A 23,499-nucleotide genomic window follows, 5' to 3' on the forward strand; every position below is an offset into this window, starting at 1 on the left:
CTCCAATCCAGTCAGCATCTTGAAACACAAATCGCCAAAAGCTGGAATCCCCTCCGATTCAATTAAGCAATGAAACGCTCTAGGGATCGTTGTCACCGTCAAGTCCAGCGGCGTGCCCGGGAAGAACCGAAGAGACACGCCACCAGTCTTAGCCCCCGCTCTTCGCTCGCAGTTAACCGCCGGGATCGGCACGGCGCAGCCGCAAATATTGCCCGTCGAAAAGACGTCGTGCGCGACCAGCCAACATTCGCTATGTGATGTAGTCGTGGATGTTTCGGAAGCGGCCCGCCATTGGCGGCCTGAACGAGACTACAGCCCCTAGTCTCGCCGCCCCTAGTCTCGCCGTCCATTGTACGTTTCTCTTTTGGGAAGGACGCACACTGACGCGGCGATCGAGGCTTATACGGCCCAGTATCGCTGCATGATCAACACCGCGAAAGGTCGCTACGAATACCGTCTTGACGAGAATGGCACTCGGTAGAACATGCATCCCGCAGAGCAGTCCGCGGCCTTAAAGAAACTAGCGGTGCGGAGGAAATCGCCGCCCTTTTCGCCATGATGCGGCTCTTGCAGCAGTTAGTAGCAGGCGCTTGGAGAACCCATATCGGCGCGTGGACCGTCCGCAGCCCTCCAGCGACTCCAACCTTAGTTCATCGTTGGCATCACGAACTCCGCGCTGGCACGGATGCCGGTTGGCCACCGGGTCGTGACCGTCTTGAGCTTGGTGTAGAATCGAACGCCTTCCAGGCCATGCATGTCGTGATCGCCGAAGAGAGAAGCCTTCCAGCCACCAAAGGAGTGGAACGCCATCGGAACGGGGATCGGAACGTTGATGCCGACCATGCCGACCTGGATTTGATGCGCGAATTCCCGGGCTGCATCGCCGTCCCTGGTGAAGATGGCGGTACCGTTACCAAACTCGTGCTTGTTGATCATGTCGGCAGCGTCATCGTAGGATCTCGCGCGAGCCACCGCGAGCACCGGTCCGAAAATCTCCTCCTTGTAGATCTTCATGTCTGTCGTCACGCAGTCGAACAGGGTTCCGCCGATGAAAAAGCCATTCTCGTGACCCTGACGCCGGAAGTCGCGTCCGTCGACGATCAGTTTCGCGCCTTCATCAACACCGGCGTCGATGTAGCCGCGGATCTTGTCGACATGCTGCTTTGTGACCAATGGGCCCATCTCGGACTCGGGATCCGTGCCCGGACCAATGTTGAGTGCACGGACCTTCGGCGCTAGCTTTTCAATCAACCGGTCTGCGGTGGTGTCGCCGATCGGAACCGCCACCGAAATCGCCATGCAGCGTTCGCCGGCGGAGCCATAGGCTGCACCCATCAATGCGTCCACCGCTTGATCCATGTCGGCGTCCGGCATGACGATCATGTGGTTCTTGGCGCCTCCGAGCGCCTGGCAGCGCTTGCCGTGGCGCGTGGCCGTCTCGTAGATGTAGCGAGCAATCGGTGTCGATCCGACGAAGCTCACGGCGACGACGTCGGGATCCATCAGGATTGCATCTACCGTCTCCTTGTCGCCGTGCACAACATTGAAGACACCGTCAGGCAATCCGGCCTCTTTCAGCCACTGCGCGAGTATGAGCGAAGCAGAGGGGTCGCGCTCTGACGGCTTGAGAATAAACGTCTTGCCGCAGGCGAGAGCAACCGGGAACATCCACATGGGCACCATCGCCGGGAAGTTGAACGGCGTGATTCCGGCGACGACACCAAGCGGCTGTCGAAGCGAGTGGCTGTCGACGCGCGTGCCGACGTTTTCCGTGATCTCTCCTTTGAGGAGCTGTGGCGCGCCGGTCGCAAACTCCACGACTTCCATACCGCGCTGAATTTCGCCCTTAGCATCAGAGAGCACCTTGCCGTGCTCGGCGGTGATCACTTCGGCAAGCTGATCGATTTTGTCCTCCACAATCCGCAGGAAGCGGTTGAGGATGCGCGCGCGCCGCAGGGGAGGGTGTTCGCCCAAGCTGGCAAAGCCTTGCGAGCTGCGGCAACCGCCAACTGGACGTCTTGCATCGTTGCCAATCCGATCGTTCCCGACTGCTCTCCGGTCGCGGGATTATAGACCGATGATGTGCGCGTGCCTTGGCTCGGCACCAGTTCACCGTTGATGAAATTCACAATGGTCGCAGACATGGGTCCTCTCCTCAATGAATTGACCGGGCGATGTATGAAGTGCATAAAAACGCGCATCAATGGCCGATTTTTCGGCTCCGTTGTGCAGAAAGCGTAGTCGATGGATTGGGAGCGGGTTCGAATATTCTTGGAAGTCGCGCGCGCCGGTCAGATTCTTAGTGCTTCCAAGAATCTTCGATTGAATCATGCCACCGTGGCTCGACAACTGACGGCGTTGGAGCGCGGGCTGAACGTCGAGTTGCTTGAACGGCATACGTCAGGCTGCATGCTCACAGCGGCAGGCGAGGCATTGGTTGCCGCGGCCGAGCGCGCGGAGAGCGAATTTCTGAAGGTCGGATCAAACATTGGGGGAACGACCGAAGCAATCACCGGCACGGTGCGAGTAGGTGCGCCAGACGGACTTGGCAACTACTTCTTGGCCGATCGTCTCGGCTCGCTGGCGGCCAAGCACCCGGACCTTGTTATTCAACTTGTGCCGCTACCACGGACTTTCTCGTTGTCGCGACGGGAAGCTGATATTGCGATCACGCTGGAACGGCCTAAGCAGCGACGTCTGATCCTGTCAAAGCTGACCAACTACACCCTCAGCGTCTACGCGGCGGAGAGCTACCTTGCACGCGAAGGATCTGTTAGTAGCCAGGCCGATCTAGCAGGCCGACTATTCGTCACGCAAGTGGAGGATTTCGTCTATAGCCGAGCTTTGGACTACGCGTCGGTTCTCGGTCGGCTGATGGCTCCGCCGTTACGAATGTGGAAGCGTCGTCGCACAGATGGAAGCCGTTCGAAGTGGGCGCGGCATCGGGATCCTGCACGACTACGCTGCCCAACGCTATCCGGAATTGACTCGGTTGCTTCCTGAAGTGCGGTTCGTTCGAAATTACTGGCTGACTTCACATCCCGACATGCACGAGACTCGGCGAGTTCAGGAGGTTCATCGCTTTATCGCCGCCTCAGTGAAGACGGCTAGGTCGTGCTTCGAGGCGGCCTGCGAATCGAGCCGGACTACCGACCAGAAGCTGGAAGAAATACGCCTAACCGATCGTCCATCGATCAATCGAATATGTGACTCCTGTCCCGTCGGTCGGCTCGGTCTGACCAGCAACTTCTGGTCAGGGTATCTCTAGAACAGTAAAGTCCGCCTTTTCGAACTCGGATTGTCCACCTACTCTGGGCCACGGAAGCCTTGTAGTCCCAACGACCTGCGCCGTGTTGTCAACCGCCACAAGTGACACGCGATTGTCGCGCGCCAGATGAGCAGCGTTCGAAGTACGCCAACGCAACTATAATGCAGCCCCTCTGATCGGGAGAGCGCCTCCAACCGGTGAAACCAGGCTTGACATACTGGATATACCAGATCTAGCATTTGGCTGCCTCACTGACGTCGGAGCTCTCGGATCTGGGCAGTCAGGTGCTTGGATAAGCTGCGAAATCCATTTCGAATTCCTGGCGACCGGACCATCAGGCTCCGATCTAAGCTGAGAGGGGTATGATTACGCAAGATGAGAAGTTTGGCCAAGTGGGTGGTGTTCACCACAAGTCTGGTGCTGGAAGCGCTGAGCACCGGCGCTTCAGTCGCTTCTGCGCAGTCCATTACCGAACGTGTTCTCCGCGATGGGAAGGTCACCATAGGCATCGCCAACAATGCGCCTTGGGGATTTATCGGGGCGGATGGAAAGGTTGTTGGTATTCACCCAGACTTACTCCGAGCAGTTCTCGAGCCTGCTGGCGTCAAGGAGATTGACTTTGTCCTCTTAGATTGGGGGGCGTTGATTCCGAGCCTGACATCCAGGAGAATAGACGTTATATCGTCCGGCATGGCGATTACGCCTCAACGTTGTGACCAATTGATTTTCAGCAATCCTGATCTTGCCGTTGGCATTGGCGTATTAGTCGTGGCGGGAAATCCGCACAACATTCATCGCTTTCAAGATGTGGTCGAGAATCCAGACCTGCGCATCGGGGCAGCCCGAGGCTCTACCGAGGCTAAAGCCGTCGTTGCAGCCGGGATTCCCAAGGATCGGATGCTATTGTTACAAGATAGCCAGGGAGTTGTCGCAGCGTTGTTGTCCGGCCGCATTGACGCCTACGCAGCGTCTTCGGTTTCTTTGATCAACGCAGTAAAGGATCCCAATCTGCACGGTAAGGTGGAATACGCGGTTCCGTTCACCGGACTGATAGAAAACGGCAGAGAGCAAGCCTTCTATCCGGCTATTGAATTCCGGCCTGACGACGCGAAACTGCGTGATATTTATGATGAGGGGCTTGCAAAGCGGAAAGCGGACGGGACGCTGCAAAGAATACTTGAGAAGTATAGTTTTGCGGACGTCAAGATCGCTCCGCCGGACGTGATAGCGAAGAGTTTGTGCCCCGATAACTATAAATAGCGAGCCTGTTTAGTCCCGGCATTTGCTGGAGCGGATTAAGTTTGAATCGTTCTGGCTCGGCAGTCCAGCATTTGCAAATGTATCGTAAGGCGTGAGGCCCTTCAGGGTCTTGAGGCGTCGAGCGTAGTTGTAGGCCTTGATGAAGTCGGCAAAGTGAGCGTTGAGCTGATCACGTCGATCGTAGTGATAGCGTTGGACGGTGGCTTCCTTGATCGTGCGGTTCATGCGTTCGACATGACCATTGGTCAAGGGATGCTTGATCTTGGTCAGCCGATGTTCGATCCCGTTTTCTCGGCAGCGCATGTCGAACATATGTGTCGCGTATCTTGCCGTCGGGGCCGTCCGCATACCGCGGTGGGAAGGTGAATTGGATCCCATTGTCGGTGAGAACCTTGTGGATCTTATAAGGGACGGCCGCGATCAGAACTTCAAGGAAGCCGCGGCTGAGGATCTTCCCGTCTTCCTGGCCAGTTGCACGAACGCGAACTTGCTGGTGCGATCGACAGCGACATAGAGGTAGATCTTGCCCTCGGCGGTCTGGACCTCGGCGATGTCGATGTGGAAATAGCCGATCCGATAAGCATTGAACTTTTTCTTCGCAGGCCTGCTGCCTTCAACCTCCGGCAATCGGCTGATGCCATCGCGCTGGATGCAGCGATGCAGGGCTGACCGTGTCAGATGGGGCATGGTTGGCTGCAGAGCATAGAGGCGATCGTCGAGCGGCAGCAGCGTATGCCGCCGGCAACCGACGATGATCACCTCCTCCTCGATAGAGAGCACGGTGGAGCATGCTTTCTTGGGGCCTGTCAGCAGATCGGTGACGGTCTCACGCTGCTTCCACTTCGCAACAGTCTTCTGGTTGATCCCGTAGCGCTTAGCGAGGGCTCTCAGGCTCTCTTGACTTTTTGTATTGCTCGACGGACTGCCTCCGTCGAACGTCAAGGCAGACTAAGCGCGTGACGATCGTTATAAAGTCATCACGGCGTCATATCCAATCGTTTTATCTCCAGCGGTTGACGTCATGGAAGTAGTTTCTGTGGCGTATTCATCTGGGCCGGCATCCGTCCTTTTCGCGCAAAAGCGGGTTGATTGTCGCTCTTAGTCGATCAATGTTCTCCTTCGAGAGCATCGCATCATCAGAAGAAGAGGAAAATGATGACTCTCAAGAAGATCTCCACCGAAAGACAAACTGTAGTGTGCGGAGGCGCCTCATGCCAGAAGCAGTCGATAGGATCGTCGCGATCTGCAAAATCACGGCGCCCGCTGATACACCAAGGGCGCTCAAGGCGCGGCATACGGCGCGCAACGGTGTTGAAACATGTTCTGACGGACCTCTGCCTTTGCCATGAGATGACTTACCGTCTCAATGCCGAAAAGCTGGGAATTAGTCTCAAGAGCGTTTCGGTCCGGGTCATCGAGGAAAATCGACTAACCAGCTTGCTCAACCTCCGACAGGACGAGCGACGAAGTACTCAACCCGTCCAAGTCGAGGTGACTTTAGATAGCGCGGCTTCCGAGAGCGGCCTCGCCAAACTCAAAGACATTGTCGATCGTAGTTGTCCTGGGTTTCAGGTGCTTTGCAACCTCGCACCGGTGCAGTCTTCGCTTTGTTTCCCATCGTGGACTATGGCGGCGGAGTAAGAGCGACGGGGACTGCTGTTGGCAGGCGGTCCCGCCTTGCGAGAAGCATCGAGTAGGCACGTGACGGAAAAGATCGAACATTTACTATCGTCCGCACGAGCCATTCGGGCTTGCGACTGTGATTCCGCCGATGGCGTCGACTCATCTCAACTCGCCGTGCACGGATCGGTGGGAGCCTGCCCGGCGTCATTGCGGCGTGCGCTGTTCGACATCCACGGGCTTGCTATAGCATCCCGGTCAGGTTCGCGACCATGGAGGAGCTTACGCGGGTATTGCGCATCTTGGCGATGGGAGGTCGAGATGGGGCCAACGCACGACGTGATCAGCCGGCCCGGGTTTCGGTTGGGAGGATGCGCTCTATGCGTCCAAGCTTCACATTTGCCTAGCCAAAATGCTGGATTTCAGCGACATTGGCCCTTAAATCGATAAGACTAGAGGTTTTTCGCGCCGTAACGTTTTGATAGGGGCGATCTCATTGCCTGCGGTGCCGACTGCGTCAGCCGGTCCCTCCTGGATACTGCGTCGATTGGGTATGGTCTCCTGACGCTAGTGCTCGTACAATGCGCGGACATCCGGTGGAGTTGAGCCAGCGAGTATCACAAAAGACAGCAGGCAATCCGAGACAGAAGTGCCTCTGAAGGGGTGCCGAGATGAAATCCGAAATGGCGCGACGCCACATCGATGGATCTGCCGCGAATGAGCGATGGCATCACGTCCGTTATCGGGCGAGCCGCCATGCCCTTCAGGAGTGCCAAGTCGTGTCACATCCCACCGAAAGTCCGATAGAGCGCCGCATGCGATCCTCACAGCTGGCTGACGACGGCCTGTCAGCTTCGTTGCGCACTCTACCCACTTAGCGTCACACACGTTGCAAATTGAACCGTCGACAACAAGCGTAAGAGAGTGGAAGATGAGATGAAAGTAACCAGTGAATCGATCTGGTCCGAGATCCGCATCCACCCGAAAAAGACCGCCCTGCTTGTTGTCGATCTGCAGAACGCGGAGGTTTCAGAAGACGTACAGCGCGAGCATCCAGATTACGTTGATCGTATCAAGCGAGTCGTGGTGCCGAATGTAAGCGGCTGCTTGATGCCGCACGCTCAGTGGAGGTGATCTATACGACGATCGAAAGTCTGACCCAAGATGGTCGTGATCGTTCACTTCTGCACAAGTTGGCGAGATTGAATGTGCCCAAAGGCTCGTGGGGTGGGCGAGTTCTGTCCGAAATTGCTCCGGTGGGCGATGAAATCGTTCTTCCAAAGACCGGGTCCGGTGTCTTCAACGCGACCATACTTGAATACCTGCTTCGAAACATTGGCATCGAGGCCCTCATCGTCGTTGGTGTACTAACCGACCAATGTATCGACATGGCCCTGCGAGACGGCGCCGACCGAGGTTTCTTAATGATTTGCGCAAGTGACGCCTGCTCGTCGTACACGGAGACCAGACACGAAGACGCGCTTCGTGCGCAATATCGGCCCGTAAAGATCGCCGCAACAGCAGATCTCGTGCTGGAGCTGACGGGAAAAGGAACTGACGCGGACAGCTAGTCGTGAATCTAGTTTCGGACCGGGGCGTCGTCCCGGACACGACATCGGATGCATAGGCAGCGTTCGTGCGCCCGCCAGCGGCCGGATTCTGATCGCCACCGCGTGACTTCGTCAGCTGCCTGAAGACTATCTGAATTGCCCGCGGTCACGGTGGCTCTAACGCCCCGGCAGCCTGAGCGCACGCACGATCTGAGCGCACTGCCGTGCGGCGGCAACAAGATTTGCCGCGTCCAGATTCGACACCATCCGAACACTGTCCCTTACCGCGACCAGCAGCACGGCGTGCATCCGCGCTTCCAGCAGCGGATCTTGGCCCTGCTGCTGATCTCCTTCGCGCCTACTGCGCGATCGCTATGGTGCGCTTGCAGGGCATTGAAGATCAGGAAGCCGGGCTGACCGTGCTATGCCATTCAACCATGGGAATCGTTGCGGTCTTCCGAAGAGCCTGCGCCGAGCGGACAAAGGTTATCATAAACTGCTGTGATATGGAGAGCCGCAACAATATCATGAGCTCGGAGCTCACTCTCATGGAAATGTCTTAGGAGCGGCGCGACTGGTGCCAACCCGAGGCAGACGAGACGAGGGCCTGTCGCCTCGAATACTTTTCGAGTGCAGATGGTTCCACCCCGAGCATCTGGAGATCTAACTCGATGAACACACGAAGCAATGGCTTTCTGTCAGACGCCGAGCGCAACGCGGTAATCGAATTGCGCCACGCCATGCACCGGAAGCCTGAGCTTTCCAACGCGGAATGGAAAACGCAGGAGCGGATCCGCGACATACTACAGCACTTTGGGATCAGTGACGCTAAGGTCTTCCACAACACTGGACTCTATGTCGACATCGAAGGCACCGGCTCGGGCCCAGCTCGGTCTATTGCAGTGCGCGGCGACATCGATGCGTTGCCGATTCAGGAGGCGCGCGATGACCTGCCTTATTGTTCGCAGATCGACGATGTCATGCATGCGTGCGGTCACGATATCCACGGCTCGATCGCGCTCGGCACTGCGATCGCCTTCCACCGCCTGCACGATCATTTTCGGGCAAGGTGCGCGTGTTCTTCCATCCGGCGGAGGAGGCTGAGCCACTTGGGGGGCGCACGGTGGAAGAGGAAAAGCTGTTGAACGGCTTCGATCACGCTGTAGGCTTTCACGTGAGTCCGGAGCTGCCCGCGGGCGGGTTCGACGCGCGCGAGGGTGCGATAAGCAAATCCGCCGACCAGTTCAAGTTGACCATTACCGGCAAGATCGCGCATGGAGCGGCACCACACCTGGGCGTCGATGCGATTGCTATCGCCGCAGCCTTCGTGAACGAGGTGCAGAAGGTGGTCTCGCGCGAAATGCCTGTCGATGACGCTGCGATCGTTACGGTCGGCACTATCCATGGTGGCAGTGCGACAAACATCATCTGTCCGTCGGTCGTGATGGAAGGGACGATCAGGACTCGCAGCCCGGAGCGCCGGGCGCTGCTCTCCCAGCGCGTACGCGAAGTAGCTCAAGGGGTCGCTGCGACGCACCGCGGACACGCTGAATGCGTCATCCATAAGGGCGAACCTGCGGTCGTCAATGATGTTGAGCTGGTGAAGCGCTTCCGACAGACCGTTCACGACACGTTTGGGACCAAAGCCTTCACCGACAAGAAGCAGGCAGCGGGCAGCGACGACTTCGGTTTCTACTCGGCGTGTGTTCCCTCGATCTACTTCTGGTTCGGCAGTCGTTCGCCTGGCAACGAATCGCATGTGCATACGCCGACTTTCGGCGTCTCCGATGATCTCCTCATCCCGACCACGGAACTCACCGTCAGATACATCCTCGACTTACTGAATTCATGAGCTCTGGACGAGCAGCCATCTAATTGCAGGTGCGCTTCGCGGCTTCTGACCAGAGGGAGAATCATTGCAGCATGCCAGCCCTACGCGTACGGGCGCGGCGGCAGAATTCGTTGCGAGCTTACCATCGGGTCGGAAAATACCACTGCTTTCGTTCGACCCTTGGAGTTACTGGTCCAAAAGTGCCGTGTCCTGGTGCAGCCTGCTATCGAGAGGGGGATTCCAGCCGAAAATAGTTTTAGGCCGCAACTAGTTCGGATTGATTCCGCTGCTTGATGTCTGCGGGCACCTCGTCGTTTGTTTGATTGCTCACAGTGTTAGTGTCTAGTTCTTGGAAGACCCAATGCCCGACTATTGCTCGACCCGAAGCGCACAATCTCAGAGCTGGAGTTACACAAGGTAAAAAGTCGGGTGGACCGGGTTTATGGCAAGCTGAACGAGTAAGTTGGCGTTGCAGTTGATGATGGACCTCGTCCGCAATTCTGTTGGCGCTCACAAAAAGATTGACGAGGAGGTGCGGGGCGCTCGCTCTGCTGTTCGAAATCCTCAGTACACACGGGCCCGCAAGTGACACGGGCCCTTGTTGGTCGGGATTTGGCACTGCCCCGCCGCGACCGCCATGACGATTTGCGACCGAGTCGGCTGTCGCGGCCATCTTCAAGAATCCGGCCTATGGGGTCCCGTCCTTGAATGACTCCGACTCATTCGCGGGCGAGCAACTGCTCGGAGTCCACCGTGATGAGCGGCGTGAAGTCGACTAGGAGAACGGTGCGGTGTCCTATCGTGTTCTTGCCAGCAAAGACGGGGAACACGTAGTGGGCCACGCGCCGGTCATCTACCGTTAGAATGTCCAAGGTCGCTTCAAGAGTTATATCTGCCAAGCGGGACTCGGAGGGGATTTCGTTCGGATGCGCATCCGCGAACTCCCGCTCAACCACCAAGCTTGCGCCCCCGATCACGTTGACGCGCTCTACCATTACGATGCTCGTACAGAGCTCCCCGTCGACATGTGCCCGATTCGGGCTGCTCATCCCTGGTCGCACTCCCTCAGCATGTAGGCAGACCAAGTGGAGTCCTACCCTCAGCCAGTCGCGAGCTTCGTTCGGAAACAAGGAGGATGGCGTGATCTGGAAGCAGAGATCTACGAGTTGTTGCAGGCCATCGTGCCGGATTAAAGTTTCCGGAAACGGGTCAAACCGCCGCTCAGTATCGTAGTCGCGATTCGTGCCCGGCGGCTGAAGAAAAGTTGTGAACAGCTCCCCGCTGGCATCGACAAATGGCGGACACGGCACGAAGCGCGTCCCGGCGGCGGCATGATTCACGTAAACTCCAGCCGAATAATACCGGTGGCGTCCAGCCTCACGCCCGCCACGATTTTGGTCCAACGGCGCGCAGCGACCCGCTTCGCGCGCCATTTTAATCCAGTCTAACGCACTCGCACTGAGCACCGACTGTATATTTTGGCCACGTTCGTAGGCAAATCCGTCGCGCTCCAGTGCATCTCGGTACTGCTCGATAGTCGGGTGCGGTCTGCCCCGAAGCGCTTGCTCGATTTGTTCAGTGTCCAGTCCTGATGCAATCGGATCTTTGTACAGCCGGCCAGAATCCTTCAGTTTATTCGGACCGTCGATGCGAACAGACGACAGATCTTTCATCGATTCCTCCTGCAGTAGCAAGCATGCGATTATGGACCGGGTGCAGAAGCTCTGGCTAGCTACAAACTTTCAGGAGGCTGTCCATTCAGCACGGCCATCAGCTGCGGCGCGCGGTCTCTTGCGAGTGCGGCATTTGGTAGCTTCTCGAGGTGCTGATCGACGGAGGCAACCGTCGCGCAGGTTCTGGTGTCCGCAGGCCCAGATCTATGCCCACCAGCGCATCCGTCTCGACGGGTTGGGCAGGCCGCCTTCCATCTGGGCCCGCAGTATGAGCGCCTTGTCACGGTGTTTCGAGCGAGGCCCAAGCTGTTCGTCGACGAGACGACGGTGCCGGTGCTCGATCCCGGTCGAGCGCGCACCAAGACTGGCCAGCTTTGGGCCTATGCCGCCGGTGACAGGCCCGTGGCGTTTCGATCTGCGCGGAATAGCCTATGTCCATGCACCCGACCGCAAAGCCGAGCGGCTGTTCCGGCTTCAAGGCGCCCTACAGATCGATGGCTACAACGCCTATTTAAGGCTTGCCGGACGTAGTGCGGTCGAGTTCGCCTTTCTCTGCTGGGTGCACATGCGGCGCAACCTCTACGAACTTGCGACAGCCAGCCCCGCGCCGATCGCAAGCGAGGCGCTGCAGCACATTGCCGCATTCTACGCCATCGAGAAGGAGATCCGCGGCCGCAGCGCCGAGGAGTGTCGCCTCGTGCGCCAGCAGAAGAGCCGACCACGGCCGATGCCTTTGAGGTATGGCTGCGCGCCAAGCTGGTTCCCATCAGCCAGAAGATGAGCTCGCCGAGGTCATCCGCTACGCTCTTTCGCGCCGGCAACGCTTAACGCGCTTCATCGATGATGGCCGCATCGAGATCGACAGCGATACGGTCGAACGATCAATCCGTGGCATCAAACTTAGTCGCAAGAACGCTCTGTTTGCTGGATCCGTCGGCGGCGCCGAACACTGGGCCGTCATCGCGTCCCTGGTCGAGACCTGCAAGATCAACGACGGCGATCCGCTCGCCTATCTCATCGACGTCCTGACCAGGATCGTCAACGGGCATCCAAACCGCGACATCGACCAGCTACTGCCCTGGGCCTGCCGCGCTCAATCTCTCAAAGCGGTGGCCTGAAAACCACGCTTGCATTTCATCCAATATTGATTTCACTGAACCTGAACTATGATCATTCGCGACGGACTCTACCGCGCTGGTGGCTCGCCCGATACGGCAGTGCTCGATGGGCGCATACTCCGCTCTCGACGTCCACCGGCGGCCCAGCTACCGAGCTATCGTCGTTGAACTCGATAGCGGACAACCAGCCCGCGACGTGCACGATCTGTGTTAGAGGGCATGGCCCTTGGCGCGCAGTACGTCTCGCCGAAGGCGCGCCAACGTCATGCGATCATCAATGAGACTGCCCACCGCTTGAATGGCAGGAGGGTAGAGCCGTCGCCCGTCGGACAGACCGAGTGCGCCACATGGCCTGCTGTCGTCCATGAGAATGGTTGGGAATTTCGTGCTGGTGATCCGCGGCACCCGCGCCTGCAAGTGTGCGCCTTTAATCCCAATTTCTTTGCCAGTGACAACCGGCCCGGACCGATTGTGAGGGTACTGCCGTCGCCTCATGCAAAATGTCTTCCATTGGTGTCCAAGATGTTGTGGCGATCGCGTCTGATTTGCGACATGCCGTCGGGCCTACGACATGTCTGCTTGAGAAAATAGTGGTAGAAATCGACGTTTCGCAGTTGGCGTGAGTCTTGAACGGGAGATGTCCTTCCGCATCGCATCAATAGGGCTCGCAGTCATGGCTTATAAGGTTTTCGTTGCTCCATTCCCACATTCGTGGCGCTTGAATTCGGCTACCCCACCACCGCTATCCGTTTCAGGGCGGGCTCGGTTACGATCTTGCCACCGGAATCGACAAGGCTAGGTATCCAATTCGCGTCGGTCCTCATCCCGATGCTGGCGAGTCCCAACCAGCCGCGTCTCCTTCGCGCTTAAGCCGCGCGGACGCGTCCGTCGGAGGAAGTGCTAGCCAAGGCGGCGGACCGTTTCTCATCAAAGGGCGAGCAGTTCCGTCCGCTCCGCGTCTCTAGCGGCCGGCTGTGCAACGCTGCACGTAAGGCCGCGTTCGCTATCGCGATGGCTGAGAAGAGGAGCCCTCCGGTGAAACAAGAGCGTCGAATGTCCACCGAACGACAGCAGCATGCTTTCCATAGCAAAATAGTCCAAACAAAATCCGCATCGGCAGCGCGGAACGGACCGACGAGAAGGGCTCCCCACCATAGCCTTGCTGTTGAGTTCAGAGAAACCGTCGACCTCGCAGTGCCGATTGTGCTAACGCAGGCTGGCCAGATCGCGATGATGACGACCGATCTTGCCTTCATCGCGCGCACCGGCGCTGAAGGGGTCGCCGCGGCTGCGCTGGCCGGCAGACTATATCTCATGAGCGTCATGTTCGGCGTCGGCCTGCTGACGCCAATCGCGCCATTGGCGGCGCAGGCGTTTGGGGCGGATAATCTGCCTATGGTCCGACGCTCCCTGCGGATGGGCCTATTGGCGGCGTTGCTGCTATCTATCCCGATCACTGCGTCCGCACTGTTCGGAGAGCAAATACTGCTCGCTCTTAGCCAGGAGCCGGCCGCGGCGCGGCTCGCCCAGCAATATCTCTTTGGACTGGCTTGGGGCGTGGCGCCAGCGCTGTGGTTTCAGGCCATCCGCAATTTGATGAGCGCAGTCAAGCGCCCGCAACCGGTCTGGTGGATCACGCTCGCAGCCGTGCCCGTCAACGCGGTGCTGGTTTATATCCTCGTTTATGGGAAGCTTGGCCTGCCCCGGCTCGAGCTCTTTGGAGCGGGCCTTGCAACTACTCTCGTGAACTGTGGAACGTTTTTGACGGTTTTGTGGGTCGCCACAATGCATCGTCCTTTTCGTGACTACCACGTGCTTGCGCATTTCTGGCGCTTCAATTGGCCCTTAATGCGGCAGTTAGTCCTGACCGGCACGCCGAACTCCGTCACTTACTTAGTTCGGTACGCACTATCCTCGGCCGCAGTGCTCCTGGCCGGCAGGATCAGCACCAGAGCAATTGTCGCTCATCAGATTGCGAGCCAAGTCGCCGCCTTCCTGGCATTGATCCCCTTAGGCATCAGCACGGCGGCGAGCGTGCGCGTTAGCCATGCAGCCGGCCGCCGCGATGGTCCCGGAATTAGGCTGGCTGGTCTGGTTGCGATAGTGCTCGGTTTCGTCACAACCGTAATGCTAACGATTGCAGTGATCGCCGCACGTATGCCGATTGCCAAGTTTCTACTCGGCGAATCGGCCGGCGATGCTGATGCAACGATCCGATTGGCTGGAGAGCTCCTTTTGGCCGGCGCGAGCTATTTCGTCACTGATGCCACCCAGTGGATCGCGGCGGCCAGCCTTCGAGGGCTGAAGGATACGCGAGTGCCGCTTCTGTTTGCCGTTATCGCTCAGTGGTTGATTGGCTTGCCCATTAGCTACATACTAGGTTTGAAAATGGGCCTTGGCGCAGTTGGTATCTGGATCGGCTTATCAATCGGCGCAACCATCTATGCGGGGCTTCTTGTCCAACGGTTCCTGCTGCTGGCGAACGGCCGCTCTTGCAATTGAATCCGCCGCCCCGACGTGGTGCGTTTGTCGGCGGCGGATTTGTCGGCGCTGCTCGAAGAGCTTGATTGGCGGCGTGTCCACGCGGGAGACGGTCGTCCCGACGCAAGCCGATAATTGTGGACCGCGCTGCGGCGAAGTGAATCAGGGGCATTGAGCACGCCGTCAAGCGGCCGCGAATATGCTCTGATTTGCCTGTGAGCGATAACCGTCCTGATGATCCCGAGACGCTGAAGGCGATGCTGCTTGCCGAGCTGGACGAGAGCGAGCGGCTGCGCCAGATCATCAAAGACCTGCAGCGTTATCGCTTTGGCCGGAAGGCAGAGTCGCTTTCCGAGGAGCAGATGCTGCTCGGTCTCGAGGACGTCCAAATGCGCGTGTCGAGCCTGCGAAGACGGCGTCCTGCAGGCCCAGGCTCCGGCCCGCTTGATCGAGGGCGGACTGCTGACGAAGGCAGCCGTCGCTCAGGTTCTGATGTCCAAGTACGCCGATCATCTGCCGCTGTACCGGCAGGCCCAGATCTATGCCCCCAGGGCATCCCTCTCGATCGATCGACTCCGGCGGACTGGGCTGGGCATGCCGCCCTCCATCTGGGTCCGCAGTATGAGTGCCTTGTCATGGTGCTTCGAGCGAGGTCCAAGCTGTTCGCCGACGAGACGACCGTGCCTGTGCTCGATCCCGGTCGAGGGCGCACCAAGACCGGCCAGCTTTGGGCCTATGCCGCCGATGACAAGCCAGTGGCGTTTCGATCCACGCGGAATAGCCTATGTCTATGCAACCGACCGCAAAGCCGAGCGGCTGTTCAATCATCTTGCCGGCTTCAGGGCGTCCTGCAGGTCGATGTGGCTACAACGCCTACCCATAGCTCGCCGAGCGTGGCGAGGTGGAGCTCGCCTTCTGCTGGGTGCACATGCGGCGCAAGTCTACGAACTCGCGACAGCCGGCCCCCCCCGCCGATCGCAAGCGAGGCCTTGAAGCACATTGCTGCATTCTATGCGATCGACCAGGAGATCCGAGGCCGCAGCGCCGAGGAACGTCGCCTCGTGCGGCAGCAGAACAGCCGGCCGCTGGCTGATGCCTTCGAGGGCTGGCTGCGCGCCAAGCTGGCTCTCATAAGTCAGAAGATCAAGCTCACCGAGGCCATCAGCTACGGCCTCTCGCGCTGGCAAGGCTTAACGCGCGTCATCGACGATGGCCGCATTGAACTCGACAACAATACGGTCGAACGATCAATCCGTGGCATCAAGCTCAGTCGCAAGAACGCGCTGTTTGCCGGATCCGACGGTGGCGCCCGAACACTGGGTTGTCGTCGCGTCCCTGGTCGAGACTTGCAAGATCAACGACGTCGATCCGTTCGCCCATCTCACCAACGTCCTGACCAGGATCGTCAACGGGGCTATCCAAACCGCGACATCGACCAGCTACTGCCCTACAAGCGTGATGGCATTAGGTTCGATAGCCTGAATTTTTGAGGTAGTTGGCGCACTCCTTGGCGGTGGTGGCCGATTGCGGCGCAGACCGCGTCGACGGTTCGTGCGGCAGCTTTACGGAGCAGGTGCTTGAGCTTGGCAAAGACCTGCTCGATCGGGTTCAGGTCGGGCGTAAGCGGAGCTCTGCGGCCCTTTTGAATGGCGCTTGACGCCTATTTTGTTCGCGTGGCGCGCCGCCGCGGTTTCCATGTGTCGGACAACGCGTTGACGGCGGCTTCGAGCGCCTTCCGGTCGACGACGGTGGGGTCGAACCGCTCCGGGCCCCAGAGGCGCATGTGTTCGTGCTCGGGATGGGCGGGGTCGCTGATGGCGGCGATGTATTCGGCATAGCCTGGCGCACCGCCGACGTCTTCCGGAGGACAACGACCGGCAGCCTCGAGCAGGAAGGGAAGCCCCTCCGTCATGGTGTTCTCGAACCATTTTTCGAGCTTGATCACATGGTCCCAGCTGTCGCCGAAATCATAGAGATAGTGGATCGTCTTGGCGCCGGTCTCTCGAACAATATCGCAAAGCCGCGCTTTGCTCGCATCCATGGGCTGGTGGCCGTAATCGTTGTGGGGGTCGGGAATCCCCCAATGTGCCTCACCAGCGAAGAACTCGAAGAGGTGACTGTTCGTCCAGCCGAATGCCTCCTGAAGCGTGAGATGCAACCGATCAAGGCGCAGGGTGATGGGTACGACAAGGCGACGCATCACCTCCGGCTTCACGTCCTTGAGGGTCACCTTGATCCGGACCGCGGTCGTGTTCAGGCTCATGCTGCCAGCCTCGGATCGGGAGCATGCATCGTGTATGTCGACGCCCAGGGAAGCAGTTCGTCCAGTCGCGCCGCAGGCCAACCATTGACGAGCTTTGCGAGAACGTCAGCGAGCCAGCGCTCGGCATTGACGCCATTGAGCTTACAGGTCTCGATTAATGAAGCCAGCACTGCCCAATTCTCGGCACCCTCGTCGCAACCGGCAAAAAGGGAGTTCTTGGCGTTGAGCTTGATCGGCCGCATCGCACGCTCGACTGCATTCGTGTCCATCTCGATGCGTCCGTCATCAAGGTAGAGCGTCAGGCCATCCCAATGACGCAGCGCGTAACGCAAGGCCTTCGCCGTGTCGCTCTTCTGCGCAAGGTGATCAAGCGTTGCCTCAAACCACTGCTTCAAGGCTGTAGCCCGAGGCCGGGCATGCGCTTGTCGGCCGGCGCAGCGCTCGGCAGCAGAGTGGCCGCGCAGTGCCTTCTCGACTGCGTAGAGCTGGGCAATGCGCGCGAGCGCCTCGCGGGCAACCGGAGCTGGCGCCGGAGCAGCCTCGCGCTCGATCTTCACAAACTGGCGCCGTAGATGCGACCAGCAGAAGGCGAGCGTCCCAGACAGGGCGTCCGCACGCGTCTCTCGGGTCATGGCCTTGTAGGCCTGATAGCCGTCGCAATGGATGATGCCGCGATAGCCCTCGAGCAAGCGCAAGCCATGAACAGCCCCGCGTCCCGGTGCATAGGCATAAACCACCCCAGGCGGTTCAGGTCCGGCCCAGGGCCTGTCATCGCGTGACAGCGCCCAGAAGTAGCCGGTTTTGGTCCTGCCGCGCCCCGGATCCAACACCGGCGCCGGGGTCTCATCGACACAGAGCTTCGAGGAGACGAGCAGAAGCTGGCGCAGACGATGCCATAAGGGCTTCAATTCCTGGGCAGCATAGCCGACCCAGAAGGCGAGCGTGGAACGGTCGATGGCGATACCGTGCGTCGCCAGCATCTGCGCCTGGCGGTAAAGCGGCAAATGCCAATGATACTTGGCATCGATGACATGCGCGACCAGCCGCTCGGTGGGCAATCCTCCCCTGATCAGTCGCTCGGGAGCGGCGTGCTGGAGGACGACGCCATGATAGGCGCGGCAGGCCAGCTTGGGCCGGCGGGTGACGATGACGCGATACTGCGCCGGCACGACGTCGAGCCTCTGGCTCTCATCGTGGCCGATCTCAAAGAGATCGCCTTTGCAGGACGGACAGCAGGTTGGAGCGGGCATCAGGGTCTCGATGATGCGCGGCAAATGCTCCGGAAGCTGACCACGGTTGGCCCTGCGCGCGGCAGCTCTCTTCTCGCATGTCTTGGGATTGGCGCGATCCTCGGCGGCTTCGAGAGCCGCAACGGCCTGATCGATATCCTCCAGAACAAGCTGTAACTGATCAGTGTCCAGCTTTTCCGAGGAGCGACCGAACTGCGCATCTTTTGCAAGCTTGAGCAACCGCTCGAGCCTGGCGCAGCGATCCAGCAGAGCCGCGGCAAAGACGCGCAACTCGGCCGGATCGCTCGGCAGCTCATCAGGCAAATCACTCATTGCTCCGAGTCTGCCACGCTTCGCGCTCCGATGCAGCGAAGATTTGTATCTTTAAGCAAGTGCTTTCGGCTGCGCGTCGCGAGGCGCATGCATGCGCGTCCAATCCATGCCGGCCAGAAGCGCCGACAGCTGGGCCGCATTCATCCGCATCATGCCGGCCACGATGGGAGGCCATTTGAAGCCGCTGCCATCGAGCCGCTTCCAGTACATCACAAGGCCGCTGCCATCCCAGACGACGATCTTCACGCGGTCAGCGCGCTTCGCACGGAAGACCACCGCCACGCCCTTCATCGGGTCATGGCCCAGCGTCTCCTTCGCCAACAGCGCCAAGCCCTCCGCACCTTTTCTGAAGTCCACAGGTTGGGTCGCTACGTAAATCGTAAGGCTCGCAGGCGGCGTCAGCATGAACGTGTCCGTCGGAGCGCTAAGAACACATCACTCAACACAGCAAGGCCAGGCGCCCCCCGCACCTCCACGCGTGCTCCCTGGAGCTCAACCGTCACAATGGCTGCTTCCGGCGACCCGGTAGGCTCTGCGGCCGCCGGTAGCGCCGATTCCGACACCACCGGCACGAACGACAGCGTAGCCGCCGAAGCCGGCAGCACCAACTGGCCCAAACGCGCCCGACGCCGCCAGTCATGCACCTGCTGGGGCCGGCAGCCATGACGACGGGCGACGTCTGTGACAACCGCCCCCGGCTCGAGGCTTTCCGCGGCAATCTGTGCCTTCAAATCATCCGGCCACCGCTTGCGACCTGCGCCAGCATACACTTCGATACGCGGCGACAACGGTCGTCTTATGTCGTCCGAATGGTCGTCCATTGTGAGCACCCTTGCTGAAGATGACTCTTCTAACGGTGCTCTCAAGACTCCGCACAAACAATCCGATGGGCCTCGGCGCTACGCTTACGGTCGGGCGAGTATTTTGGCAGGAAGAAGAGCTTGGCGCCGACCGAACGGATGAGCTGGCGAACTGCTTTGCTCCTGTGGCTGCCGAGATTGTCCAAGACGACGATATCGCCGGGCCGAAGGACGGGCAGAAGAACCTTCTCGACATAGGTGCGAAAGCTCACGCCATCGATCGGCCCCTCGATGAACCATGGCGCATCGATGCGCTCATGACGCAGGGCTGCCAGGAAGGTCATGGTTTTCCAGCGGCCGTGTGGAACCTTGGCGTGAAGTCGGTGCCCGCGCGGCGCCCATCCCCGCAAGGACGCCATATCGGTCCTGGTCCAGGTCTCGTCGATGAAGACCAGCCGCTCAGATCCTCACCTTATTCCTAGCGCTTCTGCCTTTTCTGATTCCCTCGTCAGGTAAGGGCTAACCCGCCTGTGGCCCACGCCGGATGCTTACGCCGGTCAGCTTCGACGCGACCTTGATATTTTGTCCACTGGGCTCGCCGCCGCGCGACCTCGGGTCGATCGCGTTCGCCAGCCGCCACGCTTTTTTTGAAGCTGAGCTTCTCGGCATGCACGAAGTCCCACACGAGTGGTAATCGACCTTCAGGCCGCGTCCGGCAAGCTCGGCAACGAGCCCGCGTATGGTGAAATCGCCGGCCTTGATCCGTTGCGATAGCCAGACGGCGTGGTCTCCCGAAACCGCCTTCGGCTTGTGACCGCCCATCTGGCCAGGCTCGACGCTGCCGGTCTTCTCGACCCGCTTCATCCAGCCAATGGCCGTGCTGATTGCCACTCCGAACCGCTTGGCGGTTTGATTGCGGGACATCCCGCCCTCGATCGCGGACACGACACGCTTACGAAGATCCAGAGAATAAGGCTTGCCCATCCATGCTGGTCTCCTCCCAGCCAGCATGGTGAATCAGAAACGCACTGATTTGGGAATCCCAAATCGATTCAACCAAACCCCATCCCGCTTTTAGGCCTGCCGCGCTCAAGCCTCAAGCCACACCTCTTGAGCGCGATCATGCGGCGCGGCTCCTGCAGAGACGACCGCGGGAAGAACAATGAAACGGGCAGTGTATCGCTCTTGGCTATGGTCTTGATATCGTGCGTGCCATTAAAGGACGGTCGACCGGGTTCCAATAACAGACGCGTCGAATTCTACGATGTATGCCAACCGGTCAAATGGAGATTCGGAAATCCCAAGGAGCGAAAAGGACGGGTCCCCAGTTGTTAATTGATAAGCCCGCCGAAGAGTCGGATATCCATTAGGAATACCAAACGCCTGCTGCGCTTCCTCTGAAGCCGGTGCGGCGTCAATAAGCAGCTTTGTCTTGCAAAAGCGCGTTCCCTGGTCGCGCAGTGCCACGCTTACAAGCTTATTCTCAGTGTCATCAACGATTTTGTCGCTCAAAGATACGGGCAAGTATGAAGTATCAAGAACGACTGGCGTTTCGTCGATCGATATTATCTTTCTTATACAAAGCATTGTGCCGGTTGCCGCATCAAATTCACTTAGAATGGGATTTCGGATCCTCTCCCTGGTCATCGACGTCAGTTGAATTGGTGATTTGAACCCCAGGAGCTGCACATCTCGGGTAAACGTTAACGAGAACTCGAGACTACGAATAAACCTGCGCGTTTCTCGCACAAAGCTCCCAACCCCAGGAACGGTGCGGAGGACTCCAGTGGGTTGAAGGTCTCGAAGGGCGCGCCTGACAGTAATCGCGCTTACGCCGAATTCCTCTGCTAAGACGGTTGCGGACGGTAGAGGGACGCCCACTTTGTATTCATGTTCGAGCACTCTTCGCATGATCTCATGTCGAACCTGCTCGTGCAGCGCACCGACCACTATCCTAGGCATTCAGCAAACTCCAAAACCAAATAGATCTAATTGTTACTCAAGCGAAGAGCCTCAACCACATTAGACTGTGACTGTAGCCCGTGCGCGGCCGCAATGCACAAGTAGACATCGTCTCCGCTAGCGACGCTGTAGGTTTGACGGCCAGTGTTGCTGCGTGCAGCTCATTTCGTTCGAACTAGAACGAAAGCCACATCACGTGATCGGAAATGCCGTCGTCAATAGCAAAAGCGCATGCCTCAACTTGTCGCATCCGAAGGGCGCAGGCGACGCCAGGCTCAAAGCAGAAGTTTGCGATAATCAGTGTCATGGTCGCGTTTTTCCCAAGTAACTCCCCCTCTCCAGGTAGCAATAGAAATACGATGTGTCGCCCGAAGAAGACGAGCGATGCAGGACCGAGAAAGCTGTGGAAGGACGACGTTTGCAACGATCATTACGCGCTCATCAGCGGATCAAGCAACTGGTGTTTGATCGGTGGTCCAGACAGCGCTCCGGGTGCATCCGCGCACGGGCGGCTTATCAATGTGTCCGAGAGGGGCTCACGGTCCATAATCCAGAAGCCATCCGATAACGCGCGCGGCCGCAACCGACAAAAGCGTCTTCGATCTTTTGGCGAAATCCGCATGGCACTGCCGCTCTCGCGGAATTATGGATGTGCGGCTTCCGGACGCCAGTTCGGTAGCTAATATGAATCGATTCGAGTTGCGGCCCGTGCCGACTCAGTCGTCATCCAAATGGCGGCGGCGGCCTAGCGAACGGCTTCACGTGGCCGTGCGGAACGCTACGGACGGCAGAGTGAAGATCCCAGGACTGTTTGAATCGATCTCGTAAGCTTTGAGGCGCCAGCGCATACCGGAAGCAACTCGGGCTAAATACTCGAAGGCGCGCGCACTTCGTCTTGATCACGCGCGAATCGTCATATTGAGTGCGTTGTTCCGATGAGCCAGTCGTCCAGCCGAGTGGCGATTCGCGGATCGAACAGCCGGCGCTGCGCCATCCACTCGTCGTCGAAAATCGTGCTCAGATACTTCTCGCCGCCATCTATAATCATAGTCACGACTGTACCGGTTAGCTTGCCAGTGACAATGAATTCGAGGGCCTTATAGATGGCGCCGCCAGTCGATCCCCCGACTAAAAGCCCCTTGCGCCGCGCGACATAGCGCGCCGTCTCGAACGCCTGGATATCGGTCACCTGTACTCCCTCGTCGATGCAGCCATAGTCCAGCACTTTGCCGACCTCGTCGCCGGCGGGGGTGCCGGTACCCGACTGATAATAGGGATGCCCCGGCTTGCCGAAGACAATTGAACCGGCGGGCTCAACCGCTACTGTGCGAACTGCCGGGTTATGCCACTTCAGCCCTTGCGCGATAGCGGTCATCGACCCGCCGGTCCCGACGCATCCTACAAAGGCGTCGATGCCGGCTGAAAGTTGGGCCATCAGCTCCTCCACTAAGCCGGCGTAGCCTTCCGGATTTGCGGGATTATCCGATTGATTCATGAACAGCGCGCCCGGAAGCTGCGCGCCCAGCTGAGCCGCTAGACGTTGCCGCTCGACCACGGCGACCTCATCCTCGCCGAAGTCGCCTTCCACGTAACGGATTTCGGCGCCGAGCGCGCGCATCATCCGGATCTTGTCGGGCGCCGCATGATGGTCGACCACGGCGATAAACCGCAAGCCGAATTCCAAGGCTGCCAGCGCCAATCCTATCCCGGTATTTCCGGATGAGGATTCAACGATAGTGCCGCCCGGGGCAAGGCGCTCGTCTCGGAGCGCGGCCACGACCATGCTCCGAGCCATGCGATCCTTCATCGAGCCGCCTGGATTGTTCTTTTCGAACTTCAGCACCAAGCAAGAATCCCTGTTGGGGACCTCGATGGACATTACTGGCGTCTGACCGATTAGTTGCGTGACGGTCGTATGCAACATGATGCCTCCCAGCGGCATTGTGGAACGAAAATGTACGGCTCTCGTGCATCCTTTACGACGCAAAGAGCGAAATTGGATTTCGAGAGGATCCATTTGGTAGCTGCCATTGGCATAGATGAAGCAGGCGATCGGTTTGAGCCGGCGCGCAGGGGCAGCCAGCTCTTGCTGAGCCATGTCCAACAATCAC

General features: G+C 58.8%; 13 protein-coding genes and 9 pseudogenes. 11 read left to right on the forward strand and 11 right to left on the reverse strand.

Annotation, left to right across the window (positions count from 1 at the left end):
* Positions 1-645 precede the first annotated feature (645 nt).
* A pseudogene (locus tag JJE66_RS16450) lies at positions 646-2,144 on the reverse strand (CoA-acylating methylmalonate-semialdehyde dehydrogenase).
* 100 nt (positions 2,145-2,244) lie between these two features.
* Between JJE66_RS16450 and JJE66_RS16455 the strand changes: the two are divergent.
* Together JJE66_RS16455 and ehuB are read left to right on the forward strand one after the other, a co-directional pair.
* Positions 2,245-3,121: pseudogene (locus JJE66_RS16455) on the forward strand (LysR family transcriptional regulator); the annotation flags it as partial.
* A 531-nt stretch (positions 3,122-3,652) separates the two neighbouring features.
* Positions 3,653-4,528: an ectoine/hydroxyectoine ABC transporter substrate-binding protein EhuB gene (gene ehuB, locus JJE66_RS16460; protein WP_200515210.1), complete on the forward strand. Its 876-nt coding sequence runs from the start codon at positions 3,653-3,655 to the stop codon at positions 4,526-4,528.
* Here the strand turns inward: ehuB and JJE66_RS16465 are convergent.
* A pseudogene (locus JJE66_RS16465) lies at positions 4,470-5,439 on the reverse strand (IS481 family transposase). The gene ehuB and the pseudogene JJE66_RS16465 overlap by 59 nt on opposite strands.
* A 244-nt stretch (positions 5,440-5,683) precedes the next feature.
* On the opposite strand from JJE66_RS16465, the gene JJE66_RS38960 reads away from it, so the two are divergent.
* The 4 genes and pseudogenes from JJE66_RS38960 (at position 5,684) to JJE66_RS16490 (ending at position 9,550) form a co-directional block, all read left to right on the forward strand.
* Entirely contained in the window at positions 5,684-6,169 is a 486-nt protein-coding gene (locus tag JJE66_RS38960) for an OsmC family protein (protein WP_409362837.1), read from the forward strand.
* A 915-nt stretch (positions 6,170-7,084) separates the two neighbouring features.
* The gene (locus JJE66_RS16475) at positions 7,085-7,282 is read left to right on the forward strand and encodes a hypothetical protein (RefSeq protein WP_200515212.1); all 198 of its coding nucleotides are present in this window, start codon (positions 7,085-7,087) and stop codon (positions 7,280-7,282) included.
* Positions 7,273-7,719: an isochorismatase family cysteine hydrolase gene (locus JJE66_RS16480; protein ID WP_200515213.1), complete on the forward strand. Its 447-nt coding sequence runs from the start codon at positions 7,273-7,275 to the stop codon at positions 7,717-7,719. The genes JJE66_RS16475 and JJE66_RS16480 overlap by 10 nt, the downstream gene beginning before the upstream one ends.
* Before the next feature lie 719 nt (positions 7,720-8,438).
* Positions 8,439-9,550, forward strand: a pseudogene (locus JJE66_RS16490) (M20 family metallopeptidase).
* A gap of 698 nt (positions 9,551-10,248) precedes the next feature.
* On the opposite strand, the gene JJE66_RS16495 reads toward JJE66_RS16490, so the two are convergent.
* Complete coding sequence (locus JJE66_RS16495) at positions 10,249-11,202, reverse strand: 2OG-Fe dioxygenase family protein (protein WP_200515214.1); 954 nt, start codon at positions 11,200-11,202, stop codon at positions 10,249-10,251.
* Between the two features lie 159 nt (positions 11,203-11,361).
* Here JJE66_RS16495 and tnpC (JJE66_RS16500) point away from each other — a divergent pair.
* The 5 genes and pseudogenes from tnpC (JJE66_RS16500) to JJE66_RS38100 form a co-directional block, all read left to right on the forward strand.
* Positions 11,362-12,320: pseudogene (gene tnpC, locus JJE66_RS16500) on the forward strand (IS66 family transposase); the annotation flags it as partial.
* 1,053 nt (positions 12,321-13,373) lie between these two features.
* Entirely contained in the window at positions 13,374-14,822 is a 1,449-nt protein-coding gene (locus JJE66_RS16505; RefSeq protein WP_200515215.1) for an MATE family efflux transporter, read from the forward strand.
* A gap of 236 nt (positions 14,823-15,058) precedes the next feature.
* Positions 15,059-15,169: pseudogene (locus tag JJE66_RS38090) on the forward strand (hypothetical protein); the annotation flags it as partial.
* Between the two features lie 124 nt (positions 15,170-15,293).
* Positions 15,294-16,054 (forward strand): annotated as a pseudogene (locus JJE66_RS38095) (IS66 family transposase); the annotation flags it as partial.
* Positions 16,011-16,283: a transposase domain-containing protein gene (locus tag JJE66_RS38100; RefSeq protein ID WP_246756433.1), complete on the forward strand. Its 273-nt coding sequence runs from the start codon at positions 16,011-16,013 to the stop codon at positions 16,281-16,283. The pseudogene JJE66_RS38095 and the gene JJE66_RS38100, both read left to right, overlap by 44 nt.
* Here the strand turns inward: JJE66_RS38100 and JJE66_RS38105 are convergent.
* From JJE66_RS38105 to JJE66_RS16550, 8 genes and pseudogenes are all read right to left on the reverse strand, one after another.
* A pseudogene (locus JJE66_RS38105) lies at positions 16,266-16,422 on the reverse strand (IS630 family transposase); the annotation flags it as partial. The gene JJE66_RS38100 and the pseudogene JJE66_RS38105 sit on opposite strands and share 18 nt — an antisense overlap.
* Positions 16,423-16,461: 39 nt before the next feature.
* Positions 16,462-17,064 (reverse strand): plasmid pRiA4b ORF-3 family protein, encoded by a 603-nt coding sequence (locus JJE66_RS16515; protein WP_200515216.1) that lies wholly within the window; start codon positions 17,062-17,064, stop codon positions 16,462-16,464.
* Positions 17,061-18,626 carry an IS66 family transposase gene (gene tnpC / locus JJE66_RS16520; RefSeq protein WP_200515217.1) on the reverse strand — a complete coding sequence of 522 codons (1,566 nt, stop codon included), beginning with the start codon at positions 18,624-18,626 and terminating at the stop codon, positions 17,061-17,063. The genes JJE66_RS16515 and tnpC (JJE66_RS16520) overlap by 4 nt, the downstream gene beginning before the upstream one ends.
* A 51-nt stretch (positions 18,627-18,677) precedes the next feature.
* Positions 18,678-19,031: an IS66 family insertion sequence element accessory protein TnpB gene (gene tnpB / locus JJE66_RS16525; protein WP_200515218.1), complete on the reverse strand. Its 354-nt coding sequence runs from the start codon at positions 19,029-19,031 to the stop codon at positions 18,678-18,680.
* A complete protein-coding gene (gene tnpA, locus JJE66_RS16530; protein ID WP_200515219.1) occupies positions 19,025-19,447 on the reverse strand; it encodes an IS66-like element accessory protein TnpA in 423 nt (140 codons plus the stop codon). The genes tnpB and tnpA overlap by 7 nt, the downstream gene beginning before the upstream one ends.
* A gap of 89 nt (positions 19,448-19,536) precedes the next feature.
* Positions 19,537-20,410, reverse strand: a pseudogene (locus tag JJE66_RS38110) (IS630 family transposase); the annotation flags it as partial.
* Positions 20,411-20,641: 231 nt separating this feature from the next.
* Positions 20,642-21,388 (reverse strand): GntR family transcriptional regulator, encoded by a 747-nt coding sequence (locus JJE66_RS16545; protein ID WP_200515221.1) that lies wholly within the window; start codon positions 21,386-21,388, stop codon positions 20,642-20,644.
* Positions 21,389-22,301: 913 nt separating this feature from the next.
* Complete coding sequence (locus tag JJE66_RS16550; RefSeq protein WP_200515401.1) at positions 22,302-23,312, reverse strand: PLP-dependent cysteine synthase family protein; 1,011 nt, start codon at positions 23,310-23,312, stop codon at positions 22,302-22,304.
* Between the last annotated feature and the right edge of the window lie 187 nt (positions 23,313-23,499).

Source organism: Bradyrhizobium diazoefficiens (assembly GCF_016612535.1).
Lineage (GTDB): Bacteria > Pseudomonadota > Alphaproteobacteria > Rhizobiales > Xanthobacteraceae > Bradyrhizobium > Bradyrhizobium diazoefficiens_C.